Origin of the sequence: Sphingomonas gellani, assembly GCF_900110035.1 — a bacterium.
GTDB lineage: Bacteria > Pseudomonadota > Alphaproteobacteria > Sphingomonadales > Sphingomonadaceae > Sphingomonas > Sphingomonas gellani.
The window spans coordinates 155,110-176,197 of the sequence record NZ_FOCF01000007.1; the positions used below are offsets into that span (position 1 = coordinate 155,110).

General features: G+C 68.3%; 19 protein-coding genes and 1 riboswitch. Of the genes, 12 read left to right on the top strand and 7 right to left on the bottom strand.

The window, feature by feature from the left end; genetic code table 11:
- Positions 1–81: 81 nt before the first annotated feature.
- From BMX37_RS14065 to BMX37_RS14080, 4 genes are all read left to right on the top strand, one after another.
- The gene (locus BMX37_RS14065) at positions 82–510 is read left to right on the top strand and encodes a hypothetical protein (protein WP_139198093.1); all 429 of its coding nucleotides are present in this window, start codon (positions 82–84) and stop codon (positions 508–510) included.
- A 113-nt stretch (positions 511–623) separates the two neighbouring features.
- Positions 624–1,631: a zinc-dependent alcohol dehydrogenase family protein gene (locus BMX37_RS14070; RefSeq protein WP_170841979.1), complete on the top strand. Its 1,008-nt coding sequence runs from the start codon at positions 624–626 to the stop codon at positions 1,629–1,631.
- 932 nt (positions 1,632–2,563) lie between these two features.
- A riboswitch (cobalamin riboswitch) is annotated at positions 2,564–2,809 on the top strand.
- A gap of 168 nt (positions 2,810–2,977) precedes the next feature.
- Positions 2,978–5,152 (top strand): TonB-dependent receptor, encoded by a 2,175-nt coding sequence (locus BMX37_RS14075; RefSeq protein WP_093666383.1) that lies wholly within the window; start codon positions 2,978–2,980, stop codon positions 5,150–5,152.
- A gap of 16 nt (positions 5,153–5,168) precedes the next feature.
- Entirely contained in the window at positions 5,169–6,614 is a 1,446-nt protein-coding gene (locus BMX37_RS14080) for a PepSY domain-containing protein (RefSeq protein WP_093666384.1), read from the top strand.
- A gap of 72 nt (positions 6,615–6,686) precedes the next feature.
- Here the strand turns inward: BMX37_RS14080 and BMX37_RS14085 are convergent, their stop codons facing one another.
- Positions 6,687–7,067 (bottom strand): winged helix-turn-helix transcriptional regulator, encoded by a 381-nt coding sequence (locus tag BMX37_RS14085; RefSeq protein WP_093666385.1) that lies wholly within the window; start codon positions 7,065–7,067, stop codon positions 6,687–6,689.
- Between the two features lie 91 nt (positions 7,068–7,158).
- On the opposite strand from BMX37_RS14085, the gene BMX37_RS14090 reads away from it, so the two are divergent.
- A complete protein-coding gene (locus tag BMX37_RS14090) occupies positions 7,159–8,220 on the top strand; it encodes an SDR family oxidoreductase (protein WP_093666386.1) in 1,062 nt (353 codons plus the stop codon).
- Positions 8,221–8,335: 115 nt separating this feature from the next.
- Entirely contained in the window at positions 8,336–8,617 is a 282-nt protein-coding gene (locus BMX37_RS14095) for a DUF427 domain-containing protein (RefSeq protein ID WP_093666447.1), read from the top strand.
- 115 nt (positions 8,618–8,732) lie between these two features.
- Here the strand turns inward: BMX37_RS14095 and BMX37_RS14100 are convergent, their stop codons facing one another.
- The 3 genes from BMX37_RS14100 to BMX37_RS14110 all read right to left on the bottom strand — a co-directional run bounded on the left by BMX37_RS14100 (position 8,733) and on the right by BMX37_RS14110 (position 10,041).
- Complete coding sequence (locus BMX37_RS14100) at positions 8,733–8,978, bottom strand: DUF3253 domain-containing protein (protein WP_093666387.1); 246 nt, start codon at positions 8,976–8,978, stop codon at positions 8,733–8,735.
- On the bottom strand, positions 8,975–9,265 hold the full coding sequence (locus BMX37_RS14105) for a UvrB/UvrC motif-containing protein (protein ID WP_093666388.1): 291 nt from the start codon (positions 9,263–9,265) through the stop codon (positions 8,975–8,977). Before BMX37_RS14105 ends, BMX37_RS14100 begins: the two co-directional genes overlap by 4 nt.
- A 77-nt stretch (positions 9,266–9,342) precedes the next feature.
- The gene (locus BMX37_RS14110; protein WP_244501603.1) at positions 9,343–10,041 is read right to left on the bottom strand and encodes an arylesterase; all 699 of its coding nucleotides are present in this window, start codon (positions 10,039–10,041) and stop codon (positions 9,343–9,345) included.
- 42 nt (positions 10,042–10,083) lie between these two features.
- On the opposite strand from BMX37_RS14110, the gene BMX37_RS14115 reads away from it, so the two are divergent.
- Together BMX37_RS14115 and BMX37_RS14120 are read left to right on the top strand one after the other, a co-directional pair.
- Complete coding sequence (locus BMX37_RS14115) at positions 10,084–10,758, top strand: ABC transporter ATP-binding protein (RefSeq protein WP_093666390.1); 675 nt, start codon at positions 10,084–10,086, stop codon at positions 10,756–10,758.
- Positions 10,755–13,250, top strand: a complete 2,496-nt coding sequence (locus BMX37_RS14120) for an ABC transporter permease (protein WP_093666391.1) — start codon at positions 10,755–10,757, stop codon at positions 13,248–13,250. Before BMX37_RS14115 ends, BMX37_RS14120 begins: the two co-directional genes overlap by 4 nt.
- Positions 13,251–13,356: 106 nt before the next feature.
- On the opposite strand, the gene BMX37_RS14125 is transcribed toward BMX37_RS14120, so the two are convergent.
- Both BMX37_RS14125 and BMX37_RS14130 read right to left on the bottom strand, forming a co-directional pair.
- Positions 13,357–14,595: a threonine synthase gene (locus BMX37_RS14125; RefSeq protein ID WP_170841980.1), complete on the bottom strand. Its 1,239-nt coding sequence runs from the start codon at positions 14,593–14,595 to the stop codon at positions 13,357–13,359.
- Positions 14,596–14,732: 137 nt separating this feature from the next.
- Entirely contained in the window at positions 14,733–15,536 is an 804-nt protein-coding gene (locus BMX37_RS14130; protein WP_093666392.1) for an SDR family NAD(P)-dependent oxidoreductase, read from the bottom strand.
- Between the two features lie 94 nt (positions 15,537–15,630).
- Between BMX37_RS14130 and BMX37_RS14135 the strand changes: the two genes are divergently transcribed.
- The 4 genes from BMX37_RS14135 (at position 15,631) to BMX37_RS14150 (ending at position 19,670) form a co-directional block, all read left to right on the top strand.
- Entirely contained in the window at positions 15,631–17,475 is a 1,845-nt protein-coding gene (locus BMX37_RS14135) for a glycoside hydrolase family 15 protein (RefSeq protein WP_093666393.1), read from the top strand.
- A gap of 38 nt (positions 17,476–17,513) precedes the next feature.
- On the top strand, positions 17,514–18,647 hold the full coding sequence (locus tag BMX37_RS14140; RefSeq protein ID WP_093666394.1) for a Gfo/Idh/MocA family protein: 1,134 nt from the start codon (positions 17,514–17,516) through the stop codon (positions 18,645–18,647).
- A gap of 1 nt (position 18,648) precedes the next feature.
- The gene (locus BMX37_RS14145) at positions 18,649–19,401 is read left to right on the top strand and encodes an alpha/beta fold hydrolase (RefSeq protein ID WP_244501604.1); all 753 of its coding nucleotides are present in this window, start codon (positions 18,649–18,651) and stop codon (positions 19,399–19,401) included.
- An 83-nt stretch (positions 19,402–19,484) separates the two neighbouring features.
- A complete protein-coding gene (locus BMX37_RS14150) occupies positions 19,485–19,670 on the top strand; it encodes a hypothetical protein (protein ID WP_093666396.1) in 186 nt (61 codons plus the stop codon).
- A 466-nt stretch (positions 19,671–20,136) separates the two neighbouring features.
- Here BMX37_RS14150 and BMX37_RS14155 read toward each other — a convergent pair whose 3' ends face one another.
- Positions 20,137–21,027: a LysR family transcriptional regulator gene (locus tag BMX37_RS14155; protein WP_093666397.1), complete on the bottom strand. Its 891-nt coding sequence runs from the start codon at positions 21,025–21,027 to the stop codon at positions 20,137–20,139.
- Positions 21,028–21,088 lie beyond the last annotated feature (61 nt).

The following is a 21,088-nucleotide window of genomic DNA, read 5'->3' on the forward strand; positions in this document are numbered from 1 at the left end:
CGACAGGAAATGATCTTGGATCATGGGGGTTCAGCCAGTAATGGCCGCCGGCCGAACGACGGCCAGGGAGATGCAGGCGACATGCAACACAGCTACCGTCAATTGATCTCCGAACATGAACAGATCGAGGAATGCGCCAACGCGTTGCTGGCGGATGTGGCGGATGCCAGCGTCCCGGCCAGCGATCTGGCCGCACAGCTCGGCGAACTCGCCCTGGTGGTGAAGCGACATATCGCGGTCGAGGACGAGGTCGTCGGGACGCTCGATCCCGCCACGCTTTCGCAGCCATGGACGGACGCCTGGGTCGAGGGCGAGGCCGCGTTCAAGCGGCTGAAAAGCGATTGGATGGCGTTTCTGGTGCGTTGGGACGGCATCGCGATCGCGGAGGATCGATCGGGCTTCGTCTCTGCCGCTCAGGCGATACTGGGCCGGCTTCGCGATCGCCTGGCGATCGAAACCCGCGCCTTTTATGCGACCGCCCTCCAGACCGGCTCGATCGCGCTGCGCTGACGCCTACAGGGTTTGCGTCGGTCGGTGGCCACCGAACGTCGATCCGACCGTATCGGCAAGGAAAACCAGCGCTATTCGTTCGTTAGGGCTCCGCAAGGCGACGGAGTTCGGACATGAAGGCGATGGTACTACAGCCCCCGATCGGGCTGGATCGATTGACGTTGGCGGACAGGCCGGATCCCGGTGCCCCAGGCACTGGCGAGATCAGGGTCGCGCTGCACGGCAGTTCGCTCAACTTCCACGATCTCGGCGTCGCGACGGGCCGCATGCCGACGGAGGACGGCCGCATCCCGCTGGCCGATGGCGCCGGCGTCGTGGAGGCGGTCGGCGAAGGCGTCACGGAGTTCAAAGCGGGCGACGGCGTCGTGTCCTGCTTTTTCCCCAACTGGCAGGACGGCGCACCGACGATCGGCGATTTCAGCGGAACGCCGGGTGACGGCATCGACGGCTTCGCGCGCGAAAGCGTGGTGATGCCCGCCACCGCCTTCACCCATGCGCCGCGCGGCTATGACGCGGTGGAGGCCGCGACGATCACGACCGCGGGCCTGACCGCGTGGCGCGCGCTGATCGTCGACGGCAAGCTGAAGGCGGGCGACACCGTGCTGCTGCTCGGCACGGGTGGCGTATCGATCTGGGCGCTTCAGATCGCCAAGCTGATGGGGGCGACGGTCGCGATCACCTCATCGTCGGGCGAAAAGCTGGAACGCGCCCGGGAACTGGGCGCCGACTTCACCCTGAACTATCGCGAGCAGGCGGATTGGGGGCGGCTCGTGCGCGACTGGTCCGGCGGTCGGGGCGTCGATCACGTCGTGGAGGTCGGCGGGCCGGGCACGCTGGCGCAGTCGATCGAGGCGGTCAGGGTCGGCGGGCACATCTCGCTGATCGGCGTACTCACCGGCGCCGCGGGCGAGGTCCCGACGGCCGCGCTGATGGGTAGGCAAGCGCGGTTGCAGGGCCTGATCGTCGGCAGCCGCCGCGAGCAGCAGGATTTCGTGCGTGCGCTCGACGCCAGCGGCATCCGCCCGGTCGTGGATCGCCGCTTCCCGCTCGAACAGCTCGCCGACGCCTTCCGCTTCGAAATGGGCGCGAGCCACTTCGGCAAGATCGGCGTCGAGTGGTGACGGCTGCCAGGATGATGCCGTGCCCCGGTGGGTACAGGTTCAGGCAGGGGACCCCCGCCCACATCTGAGTTTCGAGCAAGGTTCGTGCGGCGTGTGGCGGCATGTCGTGATCGCCGTCGATCAAAAGACATCAATCACCGGCGACAGCACCGGATAAGGGCGGCCTGCATGCGTCCCCCTCGCCGCTGTGGGCGAGTCGGTGGCTGACGAGGCCGCCGAGGGTTTGCGCGCCTCAGGCGCGGCGGTGAGGAGGTTGCACGCGGACCTTACCGACGCGGCACCGGTAGCGGCGCTGACACGCGCCGCAAGCGTTCCCGTGCTGCTGTTTATGAGCGGTGCTGGACGCAAGGGCGGCGGCATTGTCGCGGCACGCGTCCACCGATCACCTCCTCCGCCGACCAGCGCAGCAGATGCTCGGCACTCCGTTCCAGCTGGTCACCTGGCCGTCTAGTCCGGTGGTGACGATCGCGTAGGCGGTAGCGCTGGCCAGAACGGCGCGCGCAGCGCCGCCTGCCGCTTGGGTGAGGACATCGCCGCCTTGAAGGAAAGGGCTGGCAGCGGTTCGCGCCTGTGCGGCAGCCGGGCGGCTCAGTTCACTGGCGCTGTTGCAACGACCCGACCCGACCCGCGCTTCGGGCGTGGGCGGCACGTTTCCGGACCGCTTTGGGGGCCATGGCTTCGGTTCATCCGCAAGCTGCGACCTGTCAGGGTTTGACATGCGCCACGCGCCAACCGGCGTCCAAGTGCCTGTGCTAGCATCGCTTTGCTCGCACCGGATAACGCCGGAAACGGTTCAGACGACGCGCTCCGGATCATCCTCCATCGCCACGGCTTGGTCTCGCGCCGACACGGCCCGACAGACCGCATGCCCCCGATTGCCTGACACCATCTGTCGAGATACATTGCACCCGTCGACCTGCCTCGTTGAGGCATGTCGGCATGATCGCGCCGGTGCCCCGAAAGGGGCTTAAAAGGGAACGCGGTGAGGGTGGCCTGCCACCCGAGGCCGAGGCTGTCCCTGCAACTGTAAGCGGCGAGCGCGATGCACATCGCTTTTCCCCTTCAAACGGGGGAGAGGCAGCCACTGGGCCGAGCGTGATGCCACGCGACACCTGGGAAGGCCGTGCATCGCGCGATGACCCGTGAGCCAGGAGACCTGCCGGCGTCTGGTCGCTCTTGCCTGGCCCAGGGGGTGGCCGCGGCACGGTCCTCCGTCGAGCGACGACGTGTGCGGTGGGGACCGCACGGACATGCGTGTCGGTCGCGATGGCGTCCGGCTGGCGCGGATGTCGGCCGTTCGCGGAGGGTCCCTGCCGGGTTCGCCAGACGCTCCGGGGATTACCGTCATGCCATTACCGATCTCTCGCCTCGCGCTCGCGGGTGCCTTCCTCTCGCCGTGTGTTGCCGCACCGCTCGCTGCGCAGACCACGCCGCCGTCCGGCAGCGAGGACATATTAGTGGTGGGTCAGCACAGCCGCGACACACTGACCACGCCCGATACCACCGGCAGCCGCCTGGGCCTGACGCCGCTGGAAACGCCCGCCACCCTCTCGGTGATCGATGGCGACACGATCCGGGCACGCGGCGACATGTCGGTCATCGACGCGGAAAGCCGCGCGCCCGGCATCAGCAACGCCGGCAATCCCGGCAATGGCGGCACCGCCCTCACCGCGCGGGGTTTCAGCGGCCAGGGTTCGGTGCTGCAACTGATCGACGGCATCCGCCTGTTCCCGGCGGCCGGCACGATCACCTTTCCCACCGACCCGTGGATGGTAACGCGGATCGATGTCCTCAACGGCCCGGCATCCGTACTTTATGGTCAGGGCGCGCTGGGCGGCGCGGTGAACGTGCTGATGCGGAAGCCGAATACGCAGCGGACCGAGGTGGAAGGCGAGATCGGATACGGCTCGCAGAACAGCTTCCATGTCGCGGCCGGTGCGGGCGGCCCCCTGACCGAGCGTCTGTCCTACCGGGTCGACGGCAGCTACCGCCGGTCGGACGGCTATGTCGATCGCGGCGATGCGCGCAGCCATGCCCTTTCCGGCACCCTGCGCTGGACGCCGACCGACACCCTCGTGGTCACGGCGCGCGACGATTACGGGCATCAGGACCCGATGCGCTACTTCGGCACACCGCTGATCGACGGTCGCCTCGACGACGACAATCGCCGGCGCAATTACAACACGCGCGACGGCTTTATCCGCTACCGCGACAACCGCACCACGGTGCAGGCGGACTGGACACCCAGAGACACGCTGACGATCAGCAACCAGGCCTATCGCCTGACGTCCAGACGGTCGTGGCTGAACCTGGAAAGCTATTGCTGGATCGCCGCGGAGGGTGTCTGCCTCAACGGCGCCAACAGCGATGCGGCCACGCCGGGCCGCATTCTGCGCACCGACATGACCGGGATCGTTCACGACCAGACGCAATGGGGTGACCAGGGCAGCGTGACGCTCCGGACGCCCATCGGCGAGGGCATCGGCAATGACTTCGTCGCGGGCTTCGACGTCAACCTGGTCAAGCTGACCTATTCGCACAATTTCGGGTCCGACCCGCAGGTGTCGGAGGTCGACCCCTTCGACTTCGACCCCGGATCGATCGTCGACACGCAGGGTATCGCGCCCCGTTACCGCACCCGCACCAACGAATACGCTTTCTTTGCGGAGGACCGGCTGACGCTCGGCACTCACCTTTCGATCGTCGGCGGCGTGCGCCACGAACGCGACCGGGCTCGGCGCTGGACGATCGACTATCCCGAGGGTGACCGCCGCGAGACGTTCGCACTCGACAAGCGGCTGCACAACACGACGTGGCGGGTCGGCAGCGTGTATCAGCCGATCCCGACCGTTTCGCTCTACGCGCAATATGCGACCGGCGTGGACCCGATCGGTACGCTGACCACCTATTCCACGGGGCAGGTACAGTTCAGCAACGCCCGCGGCGACCAGGTGGAGGCCGGCGCCAAGGCCGTGTTCCTCGACGGCCACGGCACCGCGACGATCGCCGCGTACCGGATCGTCAAGAAGGGCCTGCTCGCGCAACTGACCCCGACAAGCCCGGTCGAGCAGGTCGGGCAGCGATCGGCAAAGGGGGTGGAGGCCGCGATATCGCTGGACCTTCCCCACGGCATCGGGATCGGCGCGAACGGCAGTGTGCTGGATGCGCGGTTCGACGACTTCCTGTCGGGCGGGACCAGCTTCAACGGCAACACACCCCCGGATGTACCCGAGATGCTGGCCAATCTCTGGCTGCGATGGGACGCGACGCGCTTGCTCCAGGCGCGTGCAGGCCTTCGCTATGTCGGCCGCCGCTATTCGGACAACGCCAACCGCTTTCGCGTCCCCGCTTACGCCACGGTGGATGCGACACTTTCCTACGCGCTGACGCCCCGGCTCGCGCTCGATGTGCATGCGTACAACCTGTTCGACCGGAACTACGCGCTCAACACTTATGGCAACCAGCAATGGGTGCTCGGCCGACCCCGGTCGATCGATGTCTCCCTTCGTGTCGGCTTCTGACGCCGGACGGGGTCGGATGCCGGGCAAGCTCTTCCGACGCTGGCTGTACCTGATCCACCGCTGGATCGGGATCGCCAGCTGCCTGCTGTTCGCCATGTGGTTCCTGTCGGGGCTGGTGATGCTGTACGTCCCCTATCCCTCGCTTTCGGCGGCGGAGAGGCTGGCGGGCGGAGAGGCGATGGATTGGGCGGCGGTGGACGTCCCGCCGCCGCTGGACCGCGGACGCTTGCCGCAGGACCTGCTGCTCGAAATGCGCGACGGGCTGCCTGTGTGGCGCGTGGCGGGATGGGACGGCACGCACGCGACGGTGACGGCGAGCCGGGGTGCCGTCCTGCGGCCGGTCGACGCCGCCTATGCTCGCCGTGTCGCCCGTCGCTTCTCCGGGCGGTCACCGACGCATGTGGAGCGGCTCGCACGCGATCAATGGACGGTCGCCGGCGGCTTCGATCGCCACCGGCCGTTGTGGAAAGTCGCGCTGGCCGATGCATCGGGCACGCAGGTCTATGTGTCCACCACCACGGGCGCCGTCGTGCAAGCCACGACACGTCGCGAGCGGTTCTGGAACTGGATGGGATCGGTGCCGCACTGGTTGTACCCGACCGTGCTGCGGCAGGATCAATCGGCATGGCGGCAGGTCGTGCTGTGGGTGTCCGGTCCCTGCATCGCGGCGGCGGTTGCGGGCCTGTGGATCGGCATCCTGAGGACCCGGATCGGGCGCCGGCGGTTCAAGGGCGGGCGGATGACGCCCTATAGCGGCTGGATGCTGTGGCATCACGTCGCCGGGCTGGTCGGCGGCGTGTTCCTGATCGCATGGATAGTCAGTGGCTGGCTGTCGGTCGATCCGGGCCATCTGTTCCGCGGCACAGAGCCGGATCGGGCCGCGTTGCGCGATTATCAGGCGTCCGATCCGATGCCGCCCCTGTCCCTGCAACGCCTGCGCGGCATCGGCGTGGGGGCCGTGACCGCACAGCTCACCGATCACGCCGCGACGCCGCTGGTCGTGCTGACCTATCGCGATGGCAGGCGGCTGGCGCGGGATGCGGCGACACTCAGGCCCTCGCAGCCCACCACGCATGCCATCGTCGAGGCAGCCCGCCGTCTGCAAGGCTCGGCGCGCCTGCTCTCGATCGATCGCCTGATGGCCCCTGACGCCTATTGGTACAGGGTGGGCGCGCTGCCGCGCCTGCCGGTGTTGCGCTTGCGCTTCGCCGACCCGGCGAACACTTGGCTCTATGTCGACCCGCTCAGCGGAGAAATCCTCGCAACGGTCGATCGTCGGCAGCGTGTGTATCGTTGGGCGTTCGACCTGCTGCACAAATGGGACCTGAACGCGCTCACTTTGCATCGGCCGGCATGGGACGTGCTGATCTGGCTGTTCTCGATCCTTGGCGTCGTCACGTCGGTAAGCGGCGTCTGGCTCGGCTGGAAAAGGCTCATGATCGGACATCGGCGACGGCCTTGAGCGGCACCGTGACGGATCGGGCGTCGCCCGCGCCGCGCGAGGGCGGCAACCGTAACCGCCCCCCCCAATCGCCTATTCGCGTCGGGAACTGGGCCGGGGGCGCAGCGCGTCCAGTGCGTCGGCATTGTCGCGACCCCAGCCGTAAAGCAGCTCGACCGGCTCCACGAAGCGTTTCCCCAGATCCGTTAGGCGGTATTCGACCACCGGCGGGATCATGCTCTGCACCTCCCGCGTCAGCAGCCCGCTTGCCTCCATGTCGCGCACCGTCTGGGTCAGCATCTTCTTCGAGATGCCGGGCAGGCTGCGCAGCAGCACCCCGGTGCGCGCGACGCCGCCGTGGCGGGCGTGGAGCGTATGGAGCACCATGCTCGTCCACTTGGTGGCGAACAATTCCAGCACCCGGCGCGGCGCGCAATCCTCACGCCATTCCTCGTCCGGCGTTCCGGGTCGCATCTGGTTACCTCCTGGTGCCTGGGGACCTAAATGGTGCCGTCTGGAAGCGCCGGCAACCCATGCCTAGCTCTGGCAGCAGCAAGGAGCGTTCATGATGAAGACGGCATTGGTGGTGGGTGCGAGCGGGATCGTCGGCAGCGCGACGGCGTCGCTGTTGCTGGAAAACGGCTGGACGGTGCATGGTCTCGCCCGCAGGCCGACCGACGCCACGGGTGTGCGTCCCATCGCCGTCGATCTGCAGGACGGTGCGGCGACCGCGGCGGCGTTGCGCGACCTGAACCCCGATGCCGTGTTCATCACCACCTGGTTGCGTCAGGACAGCGAGGCCGAGAACATCCGGGTCAACGCGGCCATGGTGCGCAACCTGCTCGACGGACTGCCCAACTCGACCGGCCCGCGTCATGTCGCGCTGGTCACCGGCCTCAAACATTATCTCGGCCCGTTCGAGGCCTATGGGCAGGGCACGCTGCCGCAGACGCCGTTCCGCGAGGAGCAAGGGCGGCTGGACGTCGAGAACTTCTACTACGCGCAGGAGGACGAAGTGTTCGCCGCCGCGCGGCGCGATGGCTTCACCTGGAGCGTCCACCGGCCGCACACCGTGATCGGCCTGGCGGTCGGCAACGCGATGAACATGGGCACGACGCTCGCCGTCTATGCGACCCTGTGTCGGGAAAGCGGCCGACCCTTCACCTTCCCCGGCTCCGCCACCCAATGGTCCGGGCTGACCGACATGACCGATGCCGGCCAGCTTGCCCGCCATCTCCTCTGGGCCACGGAAACCGAAGCCGCCCACGACCAGGCGTTCAATGTCGTCAACGGCGACGTCTTTCGCTGGGAATGGATGTGGGGCCGCATCGCCGAGTGGTTCGGGGTGGAGGCGGTGCCGTTCGACGGCGTGGTTCGGCCGCTGGAGCAGCAGATGGCGCAGGACGCCGATCTGTGGCGCGAGATCGCGGCACGGGAGGGACTGGCGGAACCGGACCTCGCCCGCCTGGCGTCGCCCTGGCACACCGACGCCGATCTGGGCCGCCCGATCGAGGTGGTCACCGACATGAGCAAGAGCCGGCGTCTGGGCTTCACCGCCTATCAGCCGACCGACGATGCGTTCTTTGCGCTGTTCGAGCGGCTTCGCCGCGATCGCCTGATCCCGTGATCGCTCCGGCATCCTTACCGGCTGCTCACTGACGACGAACGATGTCGTGCAGCGGCCGTCGAGCCTTGACGTGGCGGGGCGCCGTCTCGACCTATGGCGTTTGCGGAGGTGGATGATGGTCGAGGCTCGGTGGAACGGCGCGGTGATCGCCCGCAGCGACGACACGGTCGTGGTCGAGGGCAATCACTACTTTCCGGCGGACACGGTCGACGCGACGCTGCTCCAGCCGAGCAGCACGACCACCATCTGTCCGTGGAAGGGCACGGCGCATTACTACAGCCTGCGCGTCGATGGCGCGGACAATGCCGACGCCGCCTGGTACTATCCCGATCCCAAGCCGGAGGCGGAGCATATCCGGGACCGCATCGCGTTCTGGAAGGGCGTGGAGGTCGGCTGACCCTGATCGTCGCTGAGCGCTCTTGGCGCCGCCCCGCGATCACCCACGACGCGCCCAGCGCATCAGCCAGCCGCCCGACAGCACGACGTCGCTTCAGCTAGCCACCCTTCGTCATCTACGGCCGGTCGTCGCGGCTGATGCGATAGGGTCCAGCGCGCGTCGTGAGCGGCCGGCTCTTCCAGCTTAGCCGCACGCGTCCCTCCTCCACCAAGCCATCTATTGCGGCGTGGACCAGCGGCATCGCGTCGCGCCAGCCATCGCCGGGAACAAGGGCGCGCGCGACCTCGCTCGGGCATACGCTCGCGTCCGGCGAGCGCGCCGCGAGCAGCGCCAGCGTGGTGTCGCGTGCGCTCGCCGTCACGGCCCGCGGCGCCGCCCCCGTTGCGAACGGCCGGCCGTCATCGGATCGGGCCTGGGCGGCGGTCGCCAGTCTGCGGGCGGAGTCACGCTCTGCTGGCTGGTTCCCAGACCCATCGCGCCGGGCTCCTGCCGCGTCAGGCCCTCGAAGTCCGCGTCCTCCGCTTCGGCTGCCGTCGCGCCGCCACGGATCATGTTGATCATGTCGCGGCAGCGTTTCGCCTCCTCGAAATCGAGGGCAAGCGCGGCTTCCTCCATCCGCTGTTGCAGGGTTTCGATCGTCACCGCCATTCGGGCGAAACGCACAAGGCTGCTGTCGGGTGGCATGCGGATCGGGAAGTACCGACGCATCCGATGCCGGCGCCGATCTATGCCTCCGGCAACTCGGCCAGCCGCTTGGCGACGAGAGGCGCGACACGGTCAGCGATGCGCGACACGCCGGCCGCATTGGGGTGGACGCCGTCGGGCAACATCAGCTGCCGGTTGCCGAGCACACCCTGAAGGATGAACGGGTCGAGCACGGCGTGATGCTCGCGGGACAAGGCGGGCCAGATCGCGTCGAACCGTGCGGCGAAATCGGGCCCCAGGTTCGGCGGCGCCATCATGCCGGTCAGGATCACCGGAATGTCGCGGCGCGCGAGTTCGTCGAGCATCGCCGCCATGTTCGCGCGCGTTTCCGCAGGATCGACCTGACGCAGCACGTCGTTGCCGCCCAGCCCGAGCAGCACCAGGTCGGGCGTCGTCTTCAGCCGATCGAGCGTATAGGCCAGCCGCCGCCGCCCGTCCGCCGTGGTATCGCCCGAAACACCGGCGTTGATCACGGTGGCATTGATGCCTTGGCCGCGCAGGCGCTTGCCGATCGCATCGGGCAAGCTCTCCCCGCGTTGCAGGCCGTATCCCGCATACAGGCTGTCGCCAAAGGCGAGCACGGTGCGCTTCGGCCCGGCGACCTCGACCCTTGCCGCCGGCGCGGCAGCGGAGACGTTCGCCGCGGGCAACGCCTCTTCACGTTGCTCATGACAGGCCGGCAACAGCCAGACGGCTTGGAGAAGTGCGGCTGCCGCCACATATGGCGCCTTCGTCATCTCTGTCGTGGAACCCCCGCAATCATGGTCGCAGGCGATATGGTCATCCGGGCCGAGGATGTAAGGCTGACGTTAGGCGGGACGACGCCGGTCGAGATCCTGAAGGGCATCGACCTTCGGGTCGCCGATGGGGAAAGCGTGGCGCTGCTCGGTGCGTCGGGATCGGGCAAGTCGTCGCTGATGGCGGTTCTTGCGGGCCTGGAACGTGCGACATCGGGTCGGATCGAGGTGGCGGGCAGCGACTTCGGAACGCTCGACGAGGATGGGCTGGCGATCGCACGTCGGGGTCGGATCGGCATCGTGCTGCAGGCCTTTCACCTGCTGCCGACGATGACCGCGCTGGAGAATGTCGCGGTGCCGATGGAACTGGCCGGTGCCGCCAACGCCTTTGCCCGAGCGGAGGCCGAACTGGTCGCGGTCAGTTTGGGCCACCGGTTGGATCATTATCCCGCGCAGCTGTCGGGTGGCGAGCAACAGCGCGTCGCCATCGCCCGCGCGCTCGGTCCCCGCCCCCGGATCGTCTTCGCCGACGAACCGACCGGCAATCTGGACGCCGCCACCGGCGGGCGGGTGATGGACCTGCTGTTCGACCGGCACGCGGTGACGGGCGCGACATTGGTCGTCATCACTCACGATCCTGTCCTGGCCGCACGGTGCGACCGGGTGGTGGAACTCGCCGACGGCCGGATCGCTGCGTGAGCGGTTGGGCGCTCGCATGGCGGCTCGCACGGCGCGAGCTGTCGGCACGATTCCGCGGATTGCGCCTGTTGCTGCTTTGCCTGTTCCTGGGCGTCGGCGCGCTGGCGGCGATCGGCAGCCTGAGCGATGCGATCGGTGGCGAACTGGCCGCACGCGGGCGTGTCCTGCTGGGCGGCGATGTCGAGATGTCGGTGTCGCAGCGCCTTGCCGAGCCGGCGGAACTGACCGCGATGCGGGCCACCGGCCGGGTATCGGAAACCCTGCGCATGCAATCCATGGCGGTCACCTCCGCCGGCATGACCGCGCCCGTGCAGTTGAAGGCGGTGGACGCCGCCTATCCGCTCTACGGCCGCATGACGCTGACCGACCGCCGCGCGGTGCGAGCGCCGATGGTCGATCAGGTGTGGATCGGTCGCGCGCTGGCCGACCGCCTGAAGGTGAAGCCGGGCGACACGCTACGTTTCGGCACCGCGCGGTTCCGCATCGGCGGGATCATCGCGGACGAACCCGACCGGCTGAGCGAAGGCTTCACCCTCGGTCCCGTCGCGATCGTGTCCCGTTCGGGGCTCGATCGCACCGGGCTGATCCAGCCGGGCAGCCTGTTCGAGACCAGATACCGCATCGCCGCACGTGGCGACCCCGCAGGAATCGCGGACGCTTTCGCCAGGCGTTTTCCCACGGCTGAGTGGGAGACGCGCACCCGCGACCGCGCCTCGCCCGGCACCAGCCGCTTCGTGGCGCGCATGGGGGAGTTCCTGACCCTTGTCGGGCTGACCGCGCTGGTGATTGCCGGGATCGGGGTCGGCAACGGCGTGGGATCGTACCTGGAGGCGCGGCGCGGCACCATCGCGATGCTGAAGGTGCTGGGCGCGACATCGGGTCTGGTGGCGCGGGTGTACCTGCTCCAGATCCTCGTGGTGGCCGGCGTCGGCATCCTGCTCGGGCTGGCTGCCGGCGTCGCCGCTGTGCCGCTGGTCGGCCTTGCGGTCGGTGCCGTGCTCCCGGTCGCGCCGGGCTTCGTCCTTGCGCCCGGCCCTCTCGCCCTCTCGGCCGCGTACGGCCTGCTGATCGCACTGGCGTTCTGCGCGCGTCCGCTGATGGCCGCAGGGCGTGTCCCTGCCGCGGCACTGCTGCGCGGCGCGCACGATCCACGGGCGAATGGCGGATGGCGGGGCGTCGCCTGGACTGCGGCCGCTGCGGTTCCTGTCGTGGTGCTGGCCCTGTCGACCACCGACAGGCCCGTCTTCGCCGCCCTGTTCCTTGGTGCGACAGCCGCGACCCTGGCGGTACTGGTGGCGATCGGTGGCACGATCCGTGCGGGCGCCGCGCGCCTGCCCCGCCCGCGCCGGCCGCTCGCCCGGCTTGCGCTCGCCGCGCTCCACCGGCCGGGCGCACGAACGGTGTCGCTGGTCGTCGCTCTTGGCCTCGGCCTCACCCTGTTCGTCCTGCTCGCGAGCATCCGGACCAGCATCGACGGCAACATCCGCCGCTCCGTGCCCGATCGTGCGCCCGCGTTGTTCGCGCTGGACGTGCCGCCGGAGCGCGAGGCCGAGTTCCGCCGCACGGTCGCGGCGGTCGCGCCCGCCGCCAGGATCGCGACGGTTCCGCTGATGCGCGGCACCATCACCGCCTATGCCGACACCCGTGTCGCCGATCTCGCGACGATCCCGGAGGCGGCATGGGCGCTGCGCGGTGAGCGCGGGCTGACCTTTGCCTCGACCCTGCCCCCCGGCAGCACGCTGACCTCCGGTCGCTGGTGGACCGCGACCGAGGGGCGGGAGAGCCTTGTGTCGATCGACGAGCGGCTGGCCGACGCGCTGAAGCTCCGGATCGGCGACCCGCTGACCATCTCGGTCCTCGGGCTGGAACGCACGGCACGCATCGCCTCGTTCCGGCGGATCGCGTGGGACACGTTGGGCTTCAATTTCGTGATGGTGTTCTCGCCCGGCGCGCTCCAGGACGTGCCGCACAACCTGGCCGCGACGATCGACATGCCCGCGACACAGGCGTCGGCCGTGACCAGGGCGCTGTTGCCACGCTTTCCATCGACGTCGATGGTGGAGGTCGGCGGCGTGCTGCAGCAGGTCCAGGACGTCGTCGGCCAGATGGCGACCGCGATCACCGCGGCCGCCGGGATCGCAGTGGCCGCCGGGATCGCGGTACTGCTCGGCGCGATCGCGGCGGCGCGCGCGGCACGGACCTATGATGCGGTCATGCTGAAGGTCCTGGGCGCGACACGCAGGCAGGTGCTGGCGATGCAGGCGATCGAGTACGCGATCCTCGCGGCGATCGTCGGCACGGTGGCCCTGGCGCTCGGCGCGGGCGGCGGCTGGTTCGTCGTCACGCAGGTGTTCAAGTTCGAATGGCTGCCCGACTGGTCGGTCGTGCTGGCGACGCTCGCAATCGGTGCGGCGGTGACGATCGGGATCGGCATCCTCGGGACGATCCCCGTGCTGAGGGCGAGGCCGTCCGAGGCGCTGCGGGCGTTGTAGCCTGCCGCGCCTCGGTCAATGCGTTAGGACCACGGTAGCGAGTGCTAGCGTCGGCGGGTGCCGAAGCTCAGCCGGCCTGGCGCCGTGCGCATCCCGATGGCTCCGATCACAGCGCGTCGAAGTCGATCGGCGCGTGGCGGTCCAGCACCTGCGGCGCGGCGGGCATCGGATACTTGAGTCCGGTGGCGCAGTTGAACAGCACGACCCGTTCGTCCTCATCCACTTCGCCCGTGCGCAGCGCCTCGCGATACGCGGCCAGGGTCGCGCCGCCCTCTGGACAGAGCAGCAGGCCATCCTTCTTCGAGCAGTCCTCCACTGCCTTCAGGATCGCGGGGTCGCCCACGCCCACCGCCTTGCCGCCGCTCTCGCGCACGGCGCGCAGGATCAGGAAGTCACCGACCGCACGCGGCACGCGGATGCCCGCCGCCACCGTGTGCGCGTCCTCCCAGCGTTCCGCATGCTCCTCGCCCGCCTCGAACGCGCGCACGATGGGCGCGCAGCCGCTCGCCTGGACCGCATACATGCGCGGGCGCTCGGGCCCGATCCAGCCGATCCGTTCCAGCTCGTCGAACGCCTTCCACATTCCGATCAGACCCGTCCCGCCCCCGGTCGGGTAGAAGATAGCGTCCGGCAGCGTCCAGCCGAGCTGCGCGGCCAGTTCCAAGCCCATCGTCTTCTTGCCCTCGATCCGGTACGGCTCCTTCAGGGTCGAGAAGTCGAACCAGCGCCCCTCCGCCGCGCCCTTCGCCACGATCGCCCCGCAATCGTCGATCAGGCCGTTGACCCGCCATACCCGCGCGCCCTGCATCGCGATCTCGCGGACGTTCACCTCCGGCGTGTCCTCCGGGCAGAAGACGATCGTCTCGATCCCGACGCGGCTGGCATAGGCGGCCAGCGCCGCGCCGGCATTGCCGTTGGTCGGCATCGCGATGCGCGTGACGCCCAGTTCCTTCGCCATCGCGACCGCCATCACCAGCCCGCGCGCCTTGAAGCTGCCGGTCGGCAGGCGCCCCTCGTCCTTCACCAGCACGTTCGCACTACCGGCACTTTTCGGGATGGGGATCAGCGGCGTCTCGATCTCGCCCAGCGAGACGATGTTCTCGGCGCCCCGTACCGGCAACAGCTCGCGCCAGCGCCACATGTCCGTAGGCCGCGTCTCCAGCATCCGCCGTGGCAGGTTGGCCTTCACCGCGTCCAGGTCGTAGCGGACCAGCAGCGGCCGGCCCGCACGCGACAGGCCGTGGAGCGTATCGGCCTCGTACCGCTCGCCCGTCATCGAGCATTCCAGGTGCGTGACGAAGGTCGGGCGGGCGGCGGACAGGTTCTGGTTCGTACCGGCAGTCATCGATGCATGTACTCGCTGATGATTGAAGAGCTTGAAGCGCCATGTTCGCTCGGCACGCATATCGCACTTTGCGGCATGACGCGCGGGGTCTGGCCGAAAAGTCACGGAGATACGATGAACGTCACCGCGGATCGGAGTCAGACCGCCATGGTCTGCACGGAGCCGCTGTCCACCCTGAGCGCGGCGCCGTTGATGAAGCTGGCGCGCTCCGAACACAGGAACGCGACCGCCGCGGCGACCTCGTCGGCGCGGCCACGGCGCTTCAGCGTCATGCCGGGACGCTCCTCCTCCAGAAAGCTGTCGATCGCCGCGTCGACGCTGGTGCCATTCTCCTGCGCCCGCTTTTCCATCATCGCGTCGGTCATCGGCGTCGCGATGAAGGCCGGCATGACGACGTTGACCAGCACATTGTCGCAGCCATAGGCCTTGGACAGACCCTTGGTCAGGTTCTGAATACCCGCCTTCGACGCGCAATACGGCAGTTCGTCGACATAGGGCTGTACCGCGTCCTCGGACGAGAACAGCACGATCCGGCCCCATTTCCGCTCGCGCATCGCCGGGATGGCCGCCCGGCACATGCGCACCGCGCCCATCAGGTTGATGTTGAGCGTGTCCAGCCAGCCGGCATCGTCCACCTCCAGGAAATCACCCGTCGCGCCGGTCACGCCGGCGGCGTTGACCAGGATGTCGGGTGCGCCCAGCTTTTGCGCCACCTCTGCGAACAGCCGTGCGATGCTGTCGGTATCGGTAACGTCGGCCTCCACCGCGATCACCTCACCCGCGCCTTTCAGATCTTCGAGGCTTTCGTTCAGGGTGCCGCCAGGGCGGTCGGTGATCGCCACCTTCGCGCTCGCCTCCAACAGTTGCCGCGCGCTCTCTCGCCCCATTCCGGAATCGCCGCCGCTGACCAGCGCCACCCGTCCACCGATGCCGAGATCCATACCGTTCTCCCCTTGCCCGAAGTTTCCCGCTTAATGAGCGAGCGCGTGGCGTGTTCCGCGCGGAGCGCATGCGCCGGTCCTGAGTTGTCGATGCATGTTTCATGACTTGGATCAGGATGATGCCGCCGACCGAACGGCGACCCAGAACGATGCCGCCCGGGTTCCCGAGCGACGCGACGGTTACCTGCCGCTGGAAGACTATGGCGTCTTGGGAGACGGTCGATCTGTGGTACTGTCGGGGGCGGACGGATCGATCGACTGGTGGTGTGTTCCCAACCTCGATTCCCCGCCGCTGTTCGACCGGTTGCTAGACACGGACAACGGCGGTCGCTTCGTCGTGGCTCCGGACGCGCCGTTCACCGTGGAGCGTCGTTACCGCGAAGACAGCAATGTGCTGGAAACGCTGTTCGTGACAGCCACCGGTCGCGCGATGCTGACCGAGTCGCTCAACAGCGGCACCGCAGGCCGCCTGCCCTGGGCTGAACTCGCACGCCGGATCGAGGGCGTGGAGGGGGAGGTCGCGTTCCGGCTGGAGATGCGGCCCGGCAGACGCGCCGACACCGCCAGCCCGTATCAATCCCGAATCGGCGGGCATCACGTCTTTCATGTCGACCGGGTCCTCGGCCTCTTCCTGCATGGCGACGGCGTGACGGTCGAACGCGACGACGACGGGGTGACGGGCCGCTTCACGGTCGCGGCCGGCGAACGGCGGGTGCTGGCGATCGTTGCGGGCGAGGAGGAGCCGCTGGCGGTGCCGCCGATCGCCGACATCGATGCACGCATCGACCTGTCCGACCGCGAATGGCGCGACTGGGCGGCGCGCGTGGTGCATGCAGGCGAGCGGCGTGCCGATTTCGTGCGCAGCGCGCTGGCGCTGAAGCTGCTGCTTTATTCGCCGTCCGGCGCGATTGCGGCGGCGGGTACGACCTCGCTGCCCGAACGCGTGGGCGGTGAGAAGAACTATGACTACCGCTACGCCTGGGTGCGCGACGCGGGCTATGTCATCAAGGCGTTCCTAGCCGCCGGCGCACAGGCGGAGGCGAAGGCTGCGTTGAGCTGGTTGCTCAACCGGTTGCAGGCGCATGGCGCTCGCGTGTGTTTCACACTGGGTGGTGAGGTGGTGCCGGATGTGGCGCCCATCGACGTGCCCGGCTGGCGCGGGTCATCGCCCGTCGTCACGGGCAACGCCGCGACCGGGCAGGTCCAGCACGGCGTGTATGGCGACATCTTCGAAACGGCCGCCCGCTTCGTCTCCTGCGGCGGTGTGCTCGACCCGCGCTCGGCGGAAACGCTGTCGCACCTGGCCGACCAATGCGCCGATGCGTGGCGGACAAAGGACAGCGGCATCTGGGAACTGCCAGAGCAACGCCATTACACCATGTCCAAGGTGAGTTGCTGGCAGGCGCTGGCCCGTGCGGTGGAGCTTGCCGACATCGGACAGCTGCCCACCACCTGCCGCGATCGTTGGCAGCGGGAGCGGGATCGGATCGAGGCGTGGATCGGGGAGCATTGCTGGTCCGAAGAGCGCGGCGCGTACCTGTTCTATCCCGGTGCCGATGGCCTGGACGCCAGCCTGGCGCTCGCGGTCCGCTTCGGCTTCGATGGTGAGGACCGGCTGCGCCGTACGCTGGACGAGATCGACCGGGAGCTGGGCTGCGGCCCCTATCACTACCGCTATTCGGGGGCGCAGGATGAGGAGGGCTGCTTCCTCGCCTGTTCCTTCTGGATAGCGGAGGCGCGCGCGGTACTCGGTCAGCGTGACGTCGCCCGCGCCGCGCTCGATCGGCTGACCACGGCGCTCGACCGGGGCGTCGGCGTGTGGACGGAAATGGTCGATCCCGACAGCGGCACGTTCCTCGGCAACATGCCACAGGGCCTGACGCATCTGGCGCACATCATGGCGCTGGATGCGCTGGTGGCGGAACCGGCGCGGTGCTGACGCGCTTGCCGCCTCGACCTTCGACGGAGACCTGATCCATGAGCCTTGCATCCGCCCTCGGCCTCGGCGGCCGGAAAATCCGCTATGCCATCGTCGGGCTGGGCCACATCGCGCAACAGGCGATGATGCCCGGCGTCGCGCACACCGGCAATTCGGAGATCACGGCGCTGGTCTCCTCGGACTCGGAAAAGCTTGCCGCCCTGGGCGACCGCTACGGCGTCGAGCACCTGTATTCGTACGAGCAGTTTCCCGACCTGCTGGCGTCGGGCACGATCGACGCCATCTACCTCGCCACGCCCAACTGGCGGCACGCCGAATTCGCGGTGCCGGCGCTGCACGCGGGCATCCATGTCCTGTGCGAAAAGCCGCTGGAGATATCGTCCGCCAAATGTCGGGAGATCATCGCCGCGTCCGAACGGTCGGGCGCGCGGCTGATGACGGCATACCGCCTGCATTTCGAGCCGGCGACCCTCGACGCTATCCGCCGGATCAGGGCGGGGGAGCTGGGCGATCTAGTCGCCTTCACCTCCTGCTTCGCGCAGATGGTGGATCCCGCCAACCACCGCGCGACCAGCGGGATCGAGGCCGGGCCGCTGTTCGACATGGGTCCCTATCCGATCAACGCCATCCGCTATCTGTTCGGGGCGGAGCCGGTGGAGGTTGTCGCCGCCGTCGGCGTGCGCCACCCGGAATCGGGCATCGGCGACTTCGACGACACGCTGGCAGTGACGTTGCGCATGCCCGGTGACCGCCTCGCGCAGTTCACGATCAGCTATTACGCCAACCAGATCGACAGCCTCATCATCGCGGGCACCAAGGGGTCGATCCACATGAGCCCATGCTACGGCTTCCAGAGCGGCCTGGAACAGAACCGCCAGATCGGCGACGACAAGACCCATGAGGCGTTCAAGGCGACCGACCATTTCGGTGGCCAGATGAAATACTTCTCGGACTGCATCCTTGAGGATCGCACGGTCGAGCCGGACGGCGAGGAGGGGCTGGCGGACCTGCTGGTGATCGAGGCGGTCGTCGCCGCGCTGAAATCCGGCGGCCCGGTGAAGGTCGAGCCGCTGGACCGTCGTCGCACGATCGACCCCGACGCACAGGAACAGACGCTGCGTGCAGTTTCCGCGCCTGAGCCGGTGAATGCGTCCAGCCCGACAAAGGAGTGACGTGACCCCGACGGTGTTCCTGCTCCACGCGCTGGGGGCGAGTGGCGGTGCGTGGAGGGAGGTGATCGCCGCGCTTGGCGACCGCGTCCCGTGCGTGGCGCCGGACCTGCCCGGCTTTGGCGACAACCATGCCGGGCAAATGGACGTGGAGGCGACGCTGCGCTGGCTGACGGCCGAGATCGCTTCGCGCGCGCCTGCCTCGTTCCTGCTCGTCGGCCACAGCATGGGCGGCAAGTTCGCGACGCTGCTTGCCGCGCGGGCACAGGCCGGTGAGCCGGCGCTGGACGGCCTTGCCGGCGTCGTACTGCTCGCGGCCTCGCCCCCGGCGCCGGAGCCGATGGACGAGGATCGCCGCGCCACCATGATCGGCTGGTTCGCGGATGGTGAGCCGGGAGAGGATGACGCGCGCCGCTTCATCGACGCGAACGTTGCCGGCCCCCTGCCGCCGCCGTTGATGACGCAGGCGGTGGCCGATGTGCGCCGGTCGTCGCCGGCGGCATGGACCGGCTGGCTGGAACGCGGCGCGCGCGAGGATTGGAGCGAGCGCGTGGGTCGGCTGACCATCCCGGCCCTGATCGTCGCCGGTGCCGACGACGGCGATCTGGGGATCGACAATCAGCGCCGCCTGAACCTGCCTCATTATCCGGGCGCATGGATCGAGACGGTGCCGGATGCGGCGCACCTGCTCCCCTATGAACAACCCGCCGCCGTCGCCCGCCTGATCGCCGGCGCGGTCGATCGCGCGCGGGGATGACCGCGACAGGAAACCTTGTGCGCGGCCGCGCGCTTATCACCCGACACCGCGCAAACGGTGCGTAGTTCAGCAGGAGAAAGTGCATGAGCATCGAGGGCAAGGCCAAGGAAGCCGCCGGTTTCGTCAAGGAAGAAGCGTTCGAGCACGGCAAATCGCCCGAGGCGAAGGAAAAGGCTCAGGAAGGCCGCGACCTGCGCAACGAAGGCCGTGTCGAGGACGGCAAGGAGCCGAAGCTGACCGAGCCGGGCACCGGCCACCCCGAGAAGTGAAGTAACGGCCCGCCCCGCTTCGGCGAGGGCGGGCCTGCCTATATGGGCGCCGGCTCGTTAGAGCCTGCTTCTTGAGCAAGCGGGTGCCGGTCCAGTTCCTAGGTTCCCTCTAACTGGCAGAGGTAAAGACCGTCGCGTCATGCGCGGCAACAGCGCCGGCATATGAAGCGTGAGCCAGCTACACGGCGTCAATGGCCGCATCCCACACAACTTCACGTTCATTGCCGCGCTCTCGGAGCACTTACTGAGGACGCCAGGTTGACAAGCATCTCGTTGGCCGACGCTGGCGAGCTTGCCCAATCGGCTTCTCCCATGATCCGCACACTGACCGGAGAAGCGTCCGGCTGGAACAAGCCCGTAGAGCGAGATGTACGTCATCCCATCGACGGCTCTTCCGCCGCCTAGTTGGGCTCCGACATCGACGGGGCGGACCATCACATACGAACGCTCCGGGCACCGGGCGCCATCATAGCTGGCTGAGCGCGCTGAGCATCGCATCCAGAAACACCCGCGTCTTGCGGGGCATCGTGGCACGGTCCGGAAACAGCGCCACGATCGGGGTATCGCCGGCGTGCCATTCGGGCAGCACATGCTCAAGCGTTCCGGCACGCAGGTCGGCCGCGACATCGACCTGCGACTTCAGCGTTATGCCCAGGCCAGCGACGCACCAGTCATGAACCGCGTCGCCATTGTCGACGCGAAGCCGTGCCGGCGCAGGCACCGATTGCTCCCGTCCGTCGGCATCGAACAACCGCCACGCGACGACAGCATCGCCATAGCGTAGCAGGTCATGGTCCGACAGATCGTCCGGCGACCGCGGGCGCCCTCGCCGGTGGAGGTAGGCGGGCGCGGCGAGCAGGATGCGCCGGTTGTCGGCCAGCTTGCGCATCGCCGCCCCGCCCGCCGCCGCGAGTCCGCCGATGCGGATCGCCACGTCGATGGCGCCGCCAGTCACGTCGGCAAGCCGATCGTCGAGCGACAGGGATACGGCAAGCTGTGGATACCGCTGCGTCAATTGCCCGAGAACGGGCGCGACATGGCGACGGCCGAAGGACACCGGCGCGGAGACACGCAGCGTGCCGACCGGCTCGTCACGGCCGGTCGCCAGCAACTCCTCACCCTGTGCGATCGCTTCCAGGGCGCGGTCGACTTCGACCAGCAATTGCTCCCCCTCCTCCGTCGGCGACAGGTTGCGCGTCGTGCGGTTGACCAACCTTACACCAGTCCGCTTCTCCAGCGTGGCCAGGCGCTTGCTGACGACAGCCAGGCTCACACCCATCGCACGCGCGGCACCGGTCAGGGAGCCGTGCGCCAACACCTGTTGGAACGTCCGCAGTTCATTGAGATCGTCCAGCATATCGCCTCGCGGTTGATACTGTCTCGCCGTGTTGCGCGCTTATCGCCGTGCAGATGATAGC

Excerpts from the sequence above, each read along its gene's own strand:
- BMX37_RS14090 (WP_093666386.1), top strand. The coding sequence starts at position 7,159 with ATGATGAAGACGGCATTGGTGGTGGGTGCGAGCGGGATCGTCGGCAGC.
- BMX37_RS14095 (WP_093666447.1), top strand. The coding sequence starts at position 8,336 with ATGGTCGAGGCTCGGTGGAACGGCGCGGTGATCGCCCGCAGCGACGAC.
- BMX37_RS14115 (WP_093666390.1), top strand. The coding sequence starts at position 10,084 with ATGGTCGCAGGCGATATGGTCATCCGGGCCGAGGATGTAAGGCTGACG.
- BMX37_RS14155 (WP_093666397.1), bottom strand. The coding sequence starts at position 21,027 with ATGCTGGACGATCTCAATGAACTGCGGACGTTCCAACAGGTGTTGGCG.
- BMX37_RS14080 (WP_093666384.1), top strand. The coding sequence starts at position 5,169 with ATGCCGGGCAAGCTCTTCCGACGCTGGCTGTACCTGATCCACCGCTGG.
- BMX37_RS14140 (WP_093666394.1), top strand. The coding sequence starts at position 17,514 with ATGAGCCTTGCATCCGCCCTCGGCCTCGGCGGCCGGAAAATCCGCTAT.
- BMX37_RS14135 (WP_093666393.1), top strand. The coding sequence starts at position 15,631 with ATGTTTCATGACTTGGATCAGGATGATGCCGCCGACCGAACGGCGACC.
- BMX37_RS14075 (WP_093666383.1), top strand. The coding sequence starts at position 2,978 with ATGCCATTACCGATCTCTCGCCTCGCGCTCGCGGGTGCCTTCCTCTCG.
- BMX37_RS14150 (WP_093666396.1), top strand. The coding sequence starts at position 19,485 with ATGAGCATCGAGGGCAAGGCCAAGGAAGCCGCCGGTTTCGTCAAGGAA.
- BMX37_RS14105 (WP_093666388.1), bottom strand. The coding sequence starts at position 9,265 with ATGGCGGTGACGATCGAAACCCTGCAACAGCGGATGGAGGAAGCCGCG.
- BMX37_RS14085 (WP_093666385.1), bottom strand. The coding sequence starts at position 7,067 with ATGCGACCCGGAACGCCGGACGAGGAATGGCGTGAGGATTGCGCGCCG.
- BMX37_RS14130 (WP_093666392.1), bottom strand. The coding sequence starts at position 15,536 with ATGGATCTCGGCATCGGTGGACGGGTGGCGCTGGTCAGCGGCGGCGAT.
- BMX37_RS14070 (WP_170841979.1), top strand. The coding sequence starts at position 624 with ATGAAGGCGATGGTACTACAGCCCCCGATCGGGCTGGATCGATTGACG.
- BMX37_RS14065 (WP_139198093.1), top strand. The coding sequence starts at position 82 with ATGCAACACAGCTACCGTCAATTGATCTCCGAACATGAACAGATCGAG.
- BMX37_RS14125 (WP_170841980.1), bottom strand. The coding sequence starts at position 14,595 with ATGACTGCCGGTACGAACCAGAACCTGTCCGCCGCCCGCCCGACCTTC.